Annotated in this window: 11 protein-coding genes; 6 read left to right on the top strand and 5 right to left on the bottom strand. The window is 52.4% G+C overall.

Going from position 1 to position 13,466, the window contains the following annotated elements; all coding sequences use genetic code 11:
* Positions 1 to 57 precede the first annotated feature (57 nt).
* Both EX31_RS19030 and ompC read right to left on the bottom strand, forming a co-directional pair.
* Complete coding sequence (locus EX31_RS19030) at positions 58 to 864, bottom strand: 5'-nucleotidase, lipoprotein e(P4) family (RefSeq protein ID WP_037036135.1); 807 nt, start codon at positions 862 to 864, stop codon at positions 58 to 60.
* A 203-nt stretch (positions 865 to 1,067) separates the two neighbouring features.
* On the bottom strand, positions 1,068 to 2,177 hold the full coding sequence (gene ompC / locus EX31_RS19025) for a porin OmpC (protein WP_037036133.1): 1,110 nt from the start codon (positions 2,175 to 2,177) through the stop codon (positions 1,068 to 1,070).
* Between the two features lie 325 nt (positions 2,178 to 2,502).
* Here ompC and dinG point away from each other — a divergent pair, with 325 nt between their 5' ends.
* From dinG to EX31_RS19005, 4 genes are all read left to right on the top strand, one after another.
* Positions 2,503 to 4,677 carry an ATP-dependent DNA helicase DinG gene (gene dinG, locus EX31_RS19020; protein ID WP_037036132.1) on the top strand — a complete coding sequence of 725 codons (2,175 nt, stop codon included), beginning with the start codon at positions 2,503 to 2,505 and terminating at the stop codon, positions 4,675 to 4,677.
* 45 nt (positions 4,678 to 4,722) lie between these two features.
* Complete coding sequence (gene ybiB, locus EX31_RS19015) at positions 4,723 to 5,685, top strand: DNA-binding protein YbiB (protein WP_037036130.1); 963 nt, start codon at positions 4,723 to 4,725, stop codon at positions 5,683 to 5,685.
* Positions 5,686 to 5,986: 301 nt separating this feature from the next.
* Positions 5,987 to 6,328 carry a zinc ribbon domain-containing protein YjdM gene (locus tag EX31_RS19010; protein WP_013574675.1) on the top strand — a complete coding sequence of 114 codons (342 nt, stop codon included), beginning with the start codon at positions 5,987 to 5,989 and terminating at the stop codon, positions 6,326 to 6,328.
* 112 nt (positions 6,329 to 6,440) lie between these two features.
* Positions 6,441 to 8,303 (top strand): M3 family metallopeptidase, encoded by a 1,863-nt coding sequence (locus EX31_RS19005; protein WP_037036129.1) that lies wholly within the window; start codon positions 6,441 to 6,443, stop codon positions 8,301 to 8,303.
* 84 nt (positions 8,304 to 8,387) lie between these two features.
* On the opposite strand, the gene EX31_RS19000 is transcribed toward EX31_RS19005, so the two are convergent.
* The gene (locus EX31_RS19000; RefSeq protein ID WP_037036127.1) at positions 8,388 to 9,017 is read right to left on the bottom strand and encodes a flavin reductase family protein; all 630 of its coding nucleotides are present in this window, start codon (positions 9,015 to 9,017) and stop codon (positions 8,388 to 8,390) included.
* 203 nt (positions 9,018 to 9,220) lie between these two features.
* On the opposite strand from EX31_RS19000, the gene rlmF reads away from it, so the two are divergent.
* Together rlmF and EX31_RS18990 are read left to right on the top strand one after the other, a co-directional pair.
* Positions 9,221 to 10,189 (top strand): 23S rRNA (adenine(1618)-N(6))-methyltransferase RlmF, encoded by a 969-nt coding sequence (rlmF, locus tag EX31_RS18995; protein WP_037036125.1) that lies wholly within the window; start codon positions 9,221 to 9,223, stop codon positions 10,187 to 10,189.
* Positions 10,190 to 10,531: 342 nt separating this feature from the next.
* Positions 10,532 to 11,842: a methyl-accepting chemotaxis protein gene (locus tag EX31_RS18990; protein ID WP_013574679.1), complete on the top strand. Its 1,311-nt coding sequence runs from the start codon at positions 10,532 to 10,534 to the stop codon at positions 11,840 to 11,842.
* A gap of 228 nt (positions 11,843 to 12,070) precedes the next feature.
* On the opposite strand, the gene glnQ is transcribed toward EX31_RS18990, so the two are convergent.
* Positions 12,071 to 12,793 (bottom strand): glutamine ABC transporter ATP-binding protein GlnQ, encoded by a 723-nt coding sequence (glnQ, locus tag EX31_RS18985; protein WP_013574681.1) that lies wholly within the window; start codon positions 12,791 to 12,793, stop codon positions 12,071 to 12,073.
* Positions 12,790 to 13,449 (bottom strand): glutamine ABC transporter permease GlnP, encoded by a 660-nt coding sequence (gene glnP / locus EX31_RS18980; RefSeq protein WP_013574682.1) that lies wholly within the window; start codon positions 13,447 to 13,449, stop codon positions 12,790 to 12,792. Before glnP ends, glnQ begins: the two co-directional genes overlap by 4 nt.
* Positions 13,450 to 13,466: the final 17 nt, after the last annotated feature.

The raw sequence follows: 13,466 nt of genomic DNA, 5'->3' as shown, positions 1-13,466 counted from the left end.
TCTAAAACCCCCTCCCAACCTCCCCCTTCGCAGGGGGAGGAGCAAACCGCAACGGGCTTATTTCCCGCTCCAAGCCTTCAAATTCTGCTCCCGCGCTGACAGTTTCTGCTCAGGCGTCAGCTTGTTGTAATCCTTCGCCAGACCACTTTCCCAGTCACCGTACAGCGGATTTGGCAGCACGATATATTGTGTACCGAAGTGCTGATGGTTCTGATTCACAAACGCCCGACGCTGCTCGTTGCCCTGATGGTAGGTGGCAGAACCAAAGTCATTCAGGTTGTCGCCGATGTAAATCACCACGTGATAACCCGCGGCTTTGATGGAATCAAAACGTGCCTGCTTGTTGGAGGTATCAGAACTCAGCAGCATGGTTTTTTCATTGGCGCCGGTAAAGCCCAGACGGTTCATATTGTCCAGTGTCGCGGCGTATTCGCTGGTTTTGCGATTGGACACGTAGAACATCGTGCCGCCGTGAGTGTTGACATAATTAGCGAATTCAACCGCACCGGGAACGGCCGTTGCCTGGCGGGCTGCTGTCCACTGAGACCAGGTCTTGCTGTCGAATGGCTTGTTCGCTTTGACCTGCCACGCACTGTATGCACTGTTATCGAGCATGGTTTCATCGAGGTCAACGATAACGGCTTTCTTCTGGCCGGCCAGAGGCTGCGCCTGATCGAAAGCCATTTTGGCCGTGTTAAATGCCTGATAAGCCAGCGCCTGATATTCACCGGATTGCTGGAACCAGTTCAGTGCCATGACGGACTGATCGTTCAGCTTCTGCTGGGCATCGGTTTTTTGCTGCGCACAGCCACTGAGGGCCAGCATGATTAAAGCACTGGTGGTGCAAAGCGAAATTTTATTCATTGGTTGTCCCTATGCTTGTTACGAAGGATTCGCATTCATGAAAATCGTTAAAACTTTAGCAGATTCAGCGGGGTGTGAAAGAATAAATGATGAGTTACGCGAGATGTGCCGGAAAATGACAGAAATGAAAAAGGCCGGAGGGTGAGTCCGGCCAAAAAAATCAAAGACAGAGAAATAACAATGAGGGGGTAAAACGCTTAAATTTAGAACTGATAAACCAGGCCAACGGCAGTGATATCGTCGTTGTTCAGAGCCAGTTTATTGTCGTCAGACAGTTGGTTGATTTTATAATCAACATACGCAGACATATTTTTGTTGAAATAATAGGTCGCGGCTACGTCAACATATTTAACCAGGTCGGCATCACCGATATTTTCAATATCTTTCGCTTTAGTCTGGACATAACCCAGTGAAGGGCGCAGGCCATTTTCAAACTGATATTGTGCAACAGCTTCGAAGGTTTGTGTTTTATTCGCAAAACCGCTGCCAGCCGGTGCGCCTGCAATTCCGCCAGGGACGGTGATTGCCACCATATTACGGGTTTCAGCATACATTGCGGCTAAATAAACGCCATTTGCGTCATATTTCATGCCGCCAGTCCATGCGTCTGCTTTATCACCTTTGCCGTAAGTGGAATTACTCTGAGCAGTTGTGCGGTCAGAAGAAGCATAGGCACCACCCAGGCTCACGCCGCTGTCACCCAGTGCGTAAGTGGTGGAAAGGGCATAACCGTCGCCGTTAGCTGTGCTGCTGCTGCGACCGTCGTTTTCATTTTTGCCCTGGTACTGAACGGCAACGTTCAGACCGTCAACCAGGCCGAAGAAGCCACGGTTACGGTAGGTGGCTACGCCGTTGGTACGGCCAGTCATGAAGCGGTCAGCCTTGGTATAACCGTCGCCGCCGAATTCAGGGAACATATCGGTCCAGGCTTCAACGTCGTACAGCGCACCGTAGTTACGGCCATAGTCGACGGAACCGTATTGACCGAATTTCAGGCCAGCGAAGGCCAGACGGGTTTTGGTGCCGGTGGTGCTTGGCGTTTTGCTGTCAGATTCAGCATGGTTAGCCATGACGTTGTATTCCCACTGGCCGTAGCCGGTGATCAGGTCATTAATTTGTGTCTGGCCTTTAAAACCGAAACGAATATAACTCTGGTCGCCGTCATTGCTGGCAGCGTCAGAGAAGTAATGCAGACCTTTCACTTTACCGTACAGGTCCAGTTTATTGCCGTCTTTATTATAAACTTCCGCTGCGTGTGCGCCTGATGCAATCAATAAACCAGGAATTAAAAGTGCCAGAATATTACGTTTCATGAATTTTTACCCTGCATTTTCTATTAAAAGCTTTTTGGGAAAGCTTTATATGAAGTCTTATGGAAAGACGCTAATCACCATTTTTTGCTGTGCATTCCGTGTGGACTCGGATTTTTCTCAGCGAGAGTTTTTTACCGTATTTTTGTGATCAATTTATGACAGTCAGAAATGAACTTTTTCTTTTTTTACACATCCTCCGTTTTTTCTGCACAATTTTCGTTCACCCGTAAGGAGGAGGAATTGAGATTTCGGGCTGCGCCGGAAGCGGGTCTGTGTGACAATAGCCCCCGACATTCCTGTCTCACTTCCAACAAAAAAGAGATGCATGGCGCTTTCCCCCGCAGTAAAAAATCAGATAAGCCAGTGGTACAAAGCCCTGCAACAGCAAATCCCGGACTTCATTTCCCGCGCTCCGCAACGTCAGATGATTGCAGAGGTGGCGAAAGCGTTCTCGGGGGATTCTGCACGGCATCTGGCCATTGAGGCGCCAACCGGCGTCGGGAAAACGCTGTCCTATCTGATCCCCGGCATTGCCGTCAGCCGCGAGGAAGAAAAACCGCTGATTGTCAGCACCGCCAACGTGGCGTTGCAGGATCAGATTTTCAGTAAAGATCTCCCGCTGCTAAAAAAAATTATTCCGGATCTGAAATTCACCGGCGCATTCGGGCGTGGCCGTTATGTCTGCCCGCGTAATCTGGCGGCGATGAGTAACGAGAATGCGCAGGGTGACCTCGGGTTATTCCTCGGCGATGAACTGGCGCCTTCCAGCGGCGAAGAACAGAAACTCTGTAAAACGCTGGAAACCGCGCTGTCCCGCTACGAGTGGGACGGATTGCGCGATCATTACCAGAAAACCATCGACGATCCGCTGTGGATAAAAATCAGCACCGACAAAGCCAACTGCCTCAGCCGTAACTGCCACTATTTCCGTGAATGTCCGTATTTTGTGGCGCGCAAAGAGATTGAAAGTGCCGATGTGGTGGTGACTAACCACGCGCTGGTGATGGCTGCGCTGGAATCGGAATCGGTGCTGCCGCCGGCGAAAGATCTGCTGCTGGTGCTTGATGAAGGCCATCATTTGCCGGAAGTGGCGCGTGATGCGCTGGAAGTTGAGGCCGAAATCACTGCGGTGTGGAATAACCTGCAACTGGACAACTTTGTGCGGCAGATTGAGCAATGTCTGGCGCTGTTCACCCCGAAAAATCCGCCGCCGCTGACCCATGCTGAACGCCTGCATAACCACTGTGCCGAAATGCGCGAACTGCTGCTGCTGATCGAGCAAGCGGTCAGCCAGCATCTGCCGCCTGCAGAACCGGAAGCCGAATATCGTTTCGAACTGGGCGTCTTACCCCCTGAACTGACCGAACAGTGCAGCCGCCTGTTTAAACTCACCGATGGCCTGCGCAGCCTGGCAGAATACATGGTGAATGACCTCAGCGAGAAAACCGGCAAGCACGATATTATGCGTTTACACCGCGCGATTCTGCATATGAGCCGCATGCAGGGGTATCTCGAAACCATGAGCAAACTGTGGCGGCTGGCGGCGCTGGACAAGGCCTCGAATGCGCCAATTGGCAAATGGGTGACGCGTTCGTATTTCGATAACCAGACACATCTGGTGTTTCATTGCGCGGGGATCCGCGTCAGCGAACAGCTGGAAAAAATGCTGTGGCGCAAAGTGCCGCATGTGGTGATCACTTCCGCGACATTGCGCTCGCTGAACAGTTTTTCCCGGCTTCAGGAAATGAGCGGGCTGACGGAAAAAGCCGGTGACCGGTTTGTCAGCCTGGATTCGCCGTTTAATCACGTCGAGCAGGGCAAGCTGGTCATTCCGCAAATGACCCTCGAACCGGTGATGGCCAATGAGGCCGCGCATATTCAGGAAATGGCAGATTTCTTCCGCGCTGAACTGGCGAAAGGGGGGCATACCGGCCAGCTGGTATTGTTTGCCAGCAACCGTGCGTTACAGCAGTTTGTGGCGCTGTTACCGGATTTACGCCTGATGTTGCTGGTGCAGGGCGATCAGCCGCGCTACCGGCTGGTCGAGGAGCACCGTAAACGCGTCGCTGCGGGCACCACCAGCGTGTTGATTGGCCTGCAATCGTTCGCCGAAGGGCTGGACCTGAAAGGGGAACTGCTGACGCAGGTACATATCCATAAGATCGCTTTCCCCCCTATCGACAGTCCGGTTATTCTGACGGAAGGTGAATGGCTGAAAACGCTGAAACGCTATCCGTTTGAAGTGCAGAGTTTGCCCAGCGCGTCATTCAATCTGATCCAGCAGGTCGGGCGACTGATCCGCAGCCATGAATGTACGGGCGAAATCGTGATTTACGATAAGCGCCTGCTGACAAAAAGTTACGGTGCACGCCTGCTGGCGGCATTGCCGGTATTCCCGATTGAACAGCGCGAAATGCCAGCGCCCGGTTCAGTGAAGCGTCCCGATATTCTCAAGACCGCGAAGAAAGACCCGGTTCGTCTCCGTGCGCGCAGACGATAACTTCTTTCCACTGACACATGATTGCACAGACAAGGTAAGGCTACGATGGATTACACCAAACTCATCAAAGAAGTGGGACGGGGCAAAAATCACGCCCGCGATTTGAACCGTGAGCAGTCGCATGCGTTGTATCGCCACATGCTGGCGGGCGAGGTGCCGGATCTGCAACTCGGTGCGCTGCTGATTGCGTTTCGTATCAAAGGCGAAGCGGAAGAAGAAATGCTCGGTTTTTATCAGGCGATGGACGAGTGCGTGATGCGCCTTCAGCCACCGGCTGATCGTCCGCTGCCGGTCGTGATCCCAACCTATAACGGTGCACGTAAACAGGCGAATCTGACGCCGCTGCTGGCTATCCTGCTCAGCCGTCTCGGCTTGCCGGTGCTGGTGCATGGTGTGGATGAAGATCCGACCCGCATCACCAGTGCTGAGATTTTTCGCGCGCTCGGCATCCGCGCAGCACAAAGCCAGCAGGACGCACAACAGCTTTCAGATGCGGCTGACGCACCGGTATTTGTGCCGATCTCCGTACTTTGCCCGCCAGTCGAAAAACAGCTCGCGTTGCGCTGGCAAATGGGGGTGCGGAACAGCAGCCATACTCTGGCGAAACTTATCACGCCGTTTGCCGGTCAGGATTCCCTGCGTTTATCGAGTGTTTCGCACCCTGAATACGTGCAGCGTGTTTCCTCGTTCTTCTGCCAGATTGATGGCCGTGCGCTCCTGACGCAAGGCACCGAAGGGGAAGTGTACGCGAACCCTTCACGTTTTCCGCAGACGCACTTTATCGCCGGTGGCGGACAGCGCGTACTGGCCGAAAAAGAAGAGATTTTCGGTGCGGACGTGCCGGCCTCGAAAGACGTAGCGACCACCGTCGAATACATCAATCAGTGTCTGAATGGCGAGCGCGCGATCCCGCAGGCGATCATCACGCAACTGGCGTGTTGTCTGGTGGCCGCAGAGGTTTGTGCCGATATGGTTGAGGCCAGAATGATTGTGGATCAGATTTTTTAACCGAACTCGATCCGCTCCCTCACCTGCGAAGGGGTGGGGTATTAAGGTCAAAATCAGGCGTTTACGTGTGCATAAGCATGGGTTTCACCTTTAATACCCTCTCCCGGCCTCCCTCTTCGCAGGAGGAGGAGTTAAAAAACTGCCTGTATTCCTCTATAAATCCTGCGTTTAAGTCCGGCTCAGCTCCCCAAAAACTCCGTTACCCTGTTCAAAAGTGTGGTTAACCGCTAAAATAGAGAAACTACGAAATTTATTTCATGATTTTATTCGTTTTTTTATAAAATTTTATGGGGATTTAAATATGGAAACTTTACCAGCTTGCCCGACGTGTCAATCCGAATTCACCTGGCAGGACGGCGAAATGCTTAACTGCCCTGAATGCGGTCATGTCTGGTCGATGAACAGTGATGCTGCGGCAGATGATGATGTACTGAAAGTGGTGGATGCCAACGGCAATCTGCTGGCGGATGGCGATTCTGTCACCGTGATCAAAGACCTGAAAGTGAAAGGCAGTTCTTCGATGCTGAAAATCGGCACCAAAGTGAAAGGCATTCGTTTAGTCGAAGGCGATCACAATATCGATTGCAAAATTGATGGTTTCGGCCAGATGAAACTCAAATCTGAGTTTGTTAAGAAAAACTGATCTCCGCACCCTCCTGCCTGACGTTCAAAAGCGGTTTTGCCATATCGACATAACCGCTTTGCGAACATACACTCAATGCATAATCTCGTTAACTTTCAGCAGAGAAGAATGCATGAAACAGGCTCAGGACTACTTTAACGCCCTCAATCGCGATTACCTCAAAGTTCATCAGGACAAAGAAAATTTGTTCTGGCAACACTATATGGGCACCGGTGATGACACTGTTTCTGCGGCTTTCTCCGCTGCTGAAACGGCGTACAAACGTTTTATCGCCCAACCCTCCCGCCCGCAGGAATTACGTGATGCGATTGCCCGCGTCGAAAAAGAATCCGCCAGCGAGGCGCGTGATGCCTTACTGCATGGTCTGCGTGGCTGGTTGAATTTCTTTGACTGCAACGTGATTGAAGACCCTAAAGCACAGGCGCTGCTGGATGAAATTATTCAGGCAGAATCGGCGCTGTTCGGCAAACGTAAGCAGTACCGCATGACGCACATCAACAGCAAAGGCGAGCGCGTTAATGCCTCCCTTGGCGAGCTACTGACCAATCAGGCGAATAACGAAAATGAAGTCTACCGCCGGAGTTCGCAAAATGCATTGCGCGAACTGGAGGACTGGCTGCTGCATAACGGATTGCCTGAGCTGATCGGCTTGCGTAACCGTTTTGCGCGTCAGCTCGGTTACCGCAACTACTTCGATTATAAAGTGAATAAAACCGAGCGCATGTCGCCGGAACAGTTATTCGCCATCCTCGATCGTTTCGAAGAGCAAACCCGCGAAAGCAACACCCGCAGCCTCAATGAACTGGTCGCGCGTGAAGGCGACGCCGCACTATTGCCATGGAATATCCGCTTCGCCAGCGCCGGTGACGTCACCCGCCAGCTCGATCCTTATTTTCCGTTCGCTGATTCCCTGCGTCGCTGGATAGACAGCTTCAAGCGCCTGAATATCGGCTTTAACGGCGCAGAAATGCAGCTGGATTTGCTGGTACGCGAAGGCAAGTTTGAAAATGGTTTTATGCACGGGCCGGTGCCGCCGTTCTATGACAACGGCAAATGGGTGCCAGCAGTGATTAACTTCACCAGCCTGGCGAAACCTGATCAGATTGGCAGTGGCGCGAATGGTCTGAATACGCTGTTCCATGAAGGCGGCCATGCGGCGCACTTCGCCAATATCTGCCAGAATGCGCCATGCTTCTCGCAGGAATTCCCGCCGACGTCCATGGCCTATGCGGAAACGCAATCCATGTTTTGCGACAGCCTGCTGGAAGATGCTGACTGGCTGAAACGTTATGCGAAAAATACCGCAGGTGAACCGGTGCCGGATGAACTGATCCACGCCAGTATTGAAGCCCGTCAGCCGATGCGTTCCTTCAATGAACGTCACATTCTGCTGGTGCCGTATTTCGAGTGGCAGCTTTATCAGTGGCCGGATGAGAAACGCACGCCGGAAGCGATGACCGCGCTGGCGCGTGATGTCGAAACCCATATTCTGGGCGTCACCGGCAGTCCGCGTCCGACGCTCGCTATCCCGCATCTGCTTTCCATGGAATCCGCCTGTTCGTATCAGGGCTATCTGCTGGCGATGATGGCCGTGGAACAAACCCGCGCTTTCTTCCTGAAACGCGATGGTTATCTGACCGACAATCCGGCCATCGGCCCGGATCTGGCGAAGCATTACTGGACGCCGGGTAACAGCGTCAGTCACGACGATACCTTGCGCAGCCTGACCGGCGAGGGGTTCAATCCGGATTATCTGGCGCAGGCCTGTAATCAGACCGTGGATGCGGCGTGGCAGGAAGCGCAGCAGACCATTGAAAAGGCATCAAAACGTGAGCAACCTGAAGCGGATTTCGATCTGAATGTGCATATCCGCGTGGTGGATGGTGCGTTGATTCTGGCTGACAGTGCCGACGGTGATGACGCGATGTGTCAGGATTTTGCGGATTTCGTTGAACAGAACTACGGTAGAAAATAGTTACAGCAAAAAATAAATATCATGCGTAAAAAAGCCACCGGCAGGGTCAACGTGCGGTGGCTTTTTTTTGTCTTACGCCTCAGGTCAACGGGCGTCGGGGCGTATCAGGTCAAAGCGTAAATCTTCTGAAATACCGTAATAGGCAGAAGGGCCACCGGCGCGTAATGCCGGTTCGGCAAGCGCAGTCTGATAAATGCCGTCAATCAGCAGATGTGGCGCGATATGCACGGCAATCACTTCGCCCAGCACCAGCCAGGTATCGATGTCGCCTCCCGCAGCGGTTTTCAGCTGAATACACTGCGTGAGTTTGCATTCAAAGTTCACCGGACTTTCCAGTACGCGATCCGCGGCAACCAGTGTTCCCGGTTGCGGCGTCAGACCGGCGAAATCAAACTCATCCGCCCCGTGTTCCAGCGAGGCCGAACTTTCATTCATTTTCACCGCCAGCGGTCGGGTGGTGAGATTCCAGACGAATTCGCCGGTTTCGACAATATTCGCCACGCTGTCTTTCCAGCCACTGCTGGCAAAACCGATGATCGGCGGACGGTAATTGAAACAGTTGAAGAAGCTGTACGGCGCCAGGTTGCGTTGTCCGGCGGCATTGCGTGATGAAATCCAGCCAATCGGACGCGGGCCGACAATGGCGTTTAACGGATCATGGGGCAGGCCGTGGCCTTTAGCGGGCTCGTAGTAGTAACGTTCATCAGTGTTCATGATTTTCCTCAGCAAATAATTCATAAAGACTATGATTTGTACATTACCCGAATTAATCAGACGTTGACCGTTTTTATGTGCCCGCCCGAGTCAGCATGCATCCGGCAGGCGGCGCTTTGTGGTATCTTGTGCGCCATTCATAAATATCCAACGCCCCATCGCATATTTCATGCGTCGCGCACACCTTTCGGAGAGTCACTCAGGTGGAAAAAAAGAAAGTCTTCCCTCAGGAAAAAAGCGGTCTTCACCCGCGAAATCGTCATCGCAGCCGCTATGATTTCCCGGCCCTGATTGCCAGCAGCCCGGAACTTGCACCGTTCGTCGTCGAAAATAAATGGGGCGATTTGTCGGTTGATTTCGCCAACGCTCAGGCGGTAAAAGCCCTGAACCGTGCTTTGCTGCGCGATTGCTATCAGATTGAAAACTGGGATATTCCTGCCGATTACCTGTGCCCGCCAATTCCCGGGCGTGCAGATTATATTCACCATCTGGCAGATCTTCTGGCGGGCAGCAACAACGGCAATATCCCGCAAGGCAAAGACATTTCCGTGCTGGATATCGGTGTGGGCGCGAACTGTATTTACCCGATTATTGGTTTACGCGAATACGGCTGGCGCTTCACCGCCAGTGAGATTGATCCGGTATCAATGGCGGCGGCTAAAAAAATCGTCGCGACCAATCCGCAACTGACCAATCAGGTGCGTTTCCGTTTACAGGCGAAACCGCAGCGTATTCTCGACACCATTATCCGCCATGATGAGCGATACGACGCGGTGCTGTGTAATCCGCCGTTCCACGCTTCAGCGGCAGATGCGGCATCCGGCAGCCAGCGTAAACGTCAGAACCTGGGTCTGGACAGACGTGCGGGCACCGCAGAGCTTAACTTCGGTGGTCAGCACAACGAATTGTGGTGTGAAGGTGGCGAAGAGGCCTTTGTGGTCCGCATGGCAGAAGAGAGCGCCGGTAAAGCGCAGAACTGTTTCTGGTACACCGTGCTGGTTTCCAAAAAAACAACGCTGCCGTTACTGTATGACGCACTTCGTGAAGAGGAAGCGACGGATGTCCGCACTGTCGAAATGGTGCATGGCAACAAGATCAGCCGTTTTGTCGCCTGGACCTTCCTGACGCCTTCGCAGCAAAAAAGTTGGGCAATCAAACGCTGGTCAGTCTGATCACGTTGTGAATTCCTGTATTCCAGCGTGTTTATCTGACGGTGAATATGCTGGAAAAAATACTCCTGCCAGCCCCTTTCTTTTTTGGTGAATTAAATTAAGCTTAATTGACTATAATAAAGTTTGTTAATTATCAGAGTAATGATTTTGCTGGTGAGCTTATTTTTCACTGCGCTATTTAAATTTTCACGCACCTGCCTAAACCCACCCAGGGGTCAGACTAATCTTTCGCATGATGATGAGTAACTTTACTCATCATCTGTGGGAATTAGCACGTGTATTTTTATAAATTAACTGTGATTACACATTAATTCACGTTATCAGCCACAGGGTGTCTGTCCTATGCAATTATTTTCTCATCAGTTTAGTACGATATGGCGTGATAAATTCGCTGCGATCCAGCAGGCGGTTCCGATGATCGCTTTCACGCCGGAAGGCGTGGTGCTTGAGGTTAACGACCTGTTTCTCAGCAGCATGGGGTACAGCAGAAACGAGGTGATTGGTCAGCCTCACCGGATTTTCTGCACCCCGGAGTTTGTTGCCAGCGATGCGTATCGTCTTCACTGGGAAGGTTTGCGGCAGGGAAAGTCGGTCAGCGGAAATATTAAACGTGTACACAAAAACGGGAATATAATCTGGCTTGAGGCAAATTATGTTCCGGTGAAAAATAAACAAGGCAAAGTGACCGAGATAATTAAAATTGCCAGTGATGTATCTGAAAGAATTAATGAATCCCACGAGCATCAGGGAATTTTACAAGCACTTGACCGTTCAATGGCACTGATTACCTTTACACCTGAAGGTCATGTGATTTCTGCGAACAATAACTTCCTGAAAGTCATGGGTTATTCTTTGCAGCAAATTAAGGGCCATTCCCACACGATGTTTTGTGTCCCGCAATACTGTGATTCCCACGAGTACCGCAATCACTGGCAGCGTCTGAGAAACGGTGAATTTATCCTTGGCCGTTTTGAGCGCATCACTGGCCACAGTCAGTCTGTCTGGCTGGAGGCGAGCTATAACCCGGTGATCGATGATGACGGCAAAGTGATAAAAATCGTCAAAATCGCGCATGACATTACGGATCAGATGGATCAGCAGCGTCAGCAGGAAAGCATGATGACGCACGTGCATGAACTGTCGCTGACTACTGACAAAACCGCGGCAGAGGGCGTGACCATCGTCCGGCAGGCAGTGGAAGATATGCAGGAAGTCGAAGCGCTGGCGCGGCGGACTTCCGACATCATCGGGCAGCTCGGTCAGACATCTGAACGTATTGGCGAAATGGTTGATACCATCCGCCGTATTTCGTCTCAAACCAACCTGTTAGCCATCAACGCCACTATCGAAGCCGCGCATGCGGGCGAGCAGGGCAGGGGATTTGCCGTGGTGGCGGGTGAGGTTCGCTCACTGGCCGATCAGTCCCGCAAGGCTGCCGTCGAAATTGACCAGCTTACGCAAAGCATCCGTGATGGTGTGATGGCCGCGATTGATGGTATGGGGAATTGCGTCAACCGCGCAGGCGGTGGCGTGGTGCTGAGCCGCAATGCCGGTGATGTGATCAATCAGGTTAATCTCGGTATGCAGGATCTGGTGCGGATGATGGCGGAGTTTTCGGTCGTGGCGAGGGAAAAGGAACAGACCAGGCATTAGTTGCAGAAAGCCGCTGCAACGGGGCGGCTTTCAACCCCTTTGATCGAGAATATTTCGGTTTCTCAATAACGGTTATCACGCGGCCTCTCGCGCCGAAACCGACCAAAGGAGGGAAGTGCTTTCCCCTTTTGGGCGGTTTCGGCGCAGCGCGTTAAGCGATCACCGCACTTGAGAAACCGAAATAATTCCGGTCAGAGTTAAAAGCCGCCCTTGCAGCGGCTTTCTGCATCAGGAAACGTGTTGCAGGAACTCGCGCAGACGTTCGCTCGGCGGGTTGTTCACCAGATCAGCCGGTTTACCGTCTTCAGCAATACGGCCTTTGTCGATAAAGATTAAGCGTGAAGCCACTTTCTCGGCAAAGCCGACTTCGTGGGTCACGATAACCATTGTCATGCCTTCTTCTGCCAGTTGCTTCATGACGGTCAGCACTTCGTGACGCAGTTCAGGATCCAGCGCCGAGGTTGGCTCATCAAACAGCATCAGTTTTGGCTTAACCGCCAGTGCACGGGCAATCGCCACGCGCTGCTGCTGGCCACCGGAAAGCTCTGACGGATAGTGGTTGGCGCGTTCAGACAGGCCCACTTTTGCCAGCAGTTCTTTCGCCAGTTTATTGGCTTCATCCTTCGACGCACCACGAACGCGGATCGGGCCGAAAGCCACGTTTTCCAGCGCTGTCATGTGCGGGAACAGGTAGAACTGCTGGAACACCATACCGGCTTCCTGGCGGATCAGACGTTCATCGACTTTCGGGTCGTTCACTTTCAGGCCATCAACAATCAGCTCGCCGGACGTGATTTCTTCCAGCTTGTTGATGCAGCGCAGCAGTGTGGATTTACCGGAGCCGGATGGCCCGATGATAACCACGACTTCACCCTGAGAAATGTTCAGATCGATGTCGTGGAGCACCTGGGTTTTACCAAAGTGTTTTGAGACGTTCTTGAATTCAATCATATAATTTTCAGTTTGCGTTCTAAGCGGCGCAGAACAAAGCTCAGAGCCAGCGTGATGATCAGATAGATAACAGCAACCGCACTCCAGATTTCCATGGCGCGGAAGTTGCCGGCGATGATTTCCTGGCCCTGACGGGTCAGCTCGGCGACACCGATAACGATAAACAGCGAGGTATCTTTGATACTCACAATCCACTGGTTACCCAACGGTGGCAGCATGCGGCGCAATGCCAGCGGCATGATGATGTAACGCAGCGTTGCACGGCGCGACAGGCCCAGCGCCAGACCCGCTTCACGGAAACCGTTGTGAATCGACAACACCGCGCCACGCGTAATTTCAGCAATATAAGCACCGGAGTTGATGATGATCGTCACCACCGCCGCGCTGAACGGGTCGATCCGCAGATCGGGCACCATCATCGGCAGGGCGAAATAAATGAACATTACCTGTACGACGATAGGCGTACCGCGAATGAGCTCGATAAAGACCAGTGCGACGTTGCTGCTAAACCAGCCACCAAACGCGCGGGCAAAACCCGCAATCACACCAATAATCAGACCGCCAACCAGACCGAGGACCGAAATCCACAATGTCATTTTGGCGCCTTCGAGCAGGATAGGCAGAGCGGGCCAAATTACGCTCCAGTCAAACTGCATGGATTATCTCCTGGTAA

Origin of the sequence: Rahnella sp. WP5 (assembly GCF_000745615.1) — a bacterium.
GTDB lineage: Bacteria > Pseudomonadota > Gammaproteobacteria > Enterobacterales > Enterobacteriaceae > Rahnella > Rahnella aceris.
This window is presented reverse-complemented; position numbering and strand designations above follow the sequence as displayed.

What these genes read in the sequence shown, in the direction of transcription:
- EX31_RS19000 (WP_037036127.1), bottom strand. Translation starts at nt 9,017, where the DNA reads ATGAACACTGATGAACGTTACTACTACGAGCCCGCTAAAGGCCACGGC.
- dinG (WP_037036132.1), top strand. Translation starts at nt 2,503, where the DNA reads ATGGCGCTTTCCCCCGCAGTAAAAAATCAGATAAGCCAGTGGTACAAA.
- glnP (WP_013574682.1), bottom strand. Translation starts at nt 13,449, where the DNA reads ATGCAGTTTGACTGGAGCGTAATTTGGCCCGCTCTGCCTATCCTGCTC.
- EX31_RS19005 (WP_037036129.1), top strand. Translation starts at nt 6,441, where the DNA reads ATGAAACAGGCTCAGGACTACTTTAACGCCCTCAATCGCGATTACCTC.
- EX31_RS19030 (WP_037036135.1), bottom strand. Translation starts at nt 864, where the DNA reads ATGAATAAAATTTCGCTTTGCACCACCAGTGCTTTAATCATGCTGGCC.
- ybiB (WP_037036130.1), top strand. Translation starts at nt 4,723, where the DNA reads ATGGATTACACCAAACTCATCAAAGAAGTGGGACGGGGCAAAAATCAC.
- EX31_RS19010 (WP_013574675.1), top strand. Translation starts at nt 5,987, where the DNA reads ATGGAAACTTTACCAGCTTGCCCGACGTGTCAATCCGAATTCACCTGG.
- ompC (WP_037036133.1), bottom strand. Translation starts at nt 2,177, where the DNA reads ATGAAACGTAATATTCTGGCACTTTTAATTCCTGGTTTATTGATTGCA.
- glnQ (WP_013574681.1), bottom strand. Translation starts at nt 12,793, where the DNA reads ATGATTGAATTCAAGAACGTCTCAAAACACTTTGGTAAAACCCAGGTG.
- EX31_RS18990 (WP_013574679.1), top strand. Translation starts at nt 10,532, where the DNA reads ATGCAATTATTTTCTCATCAGTTTAGTACGATATGGCGTGATAAATTC.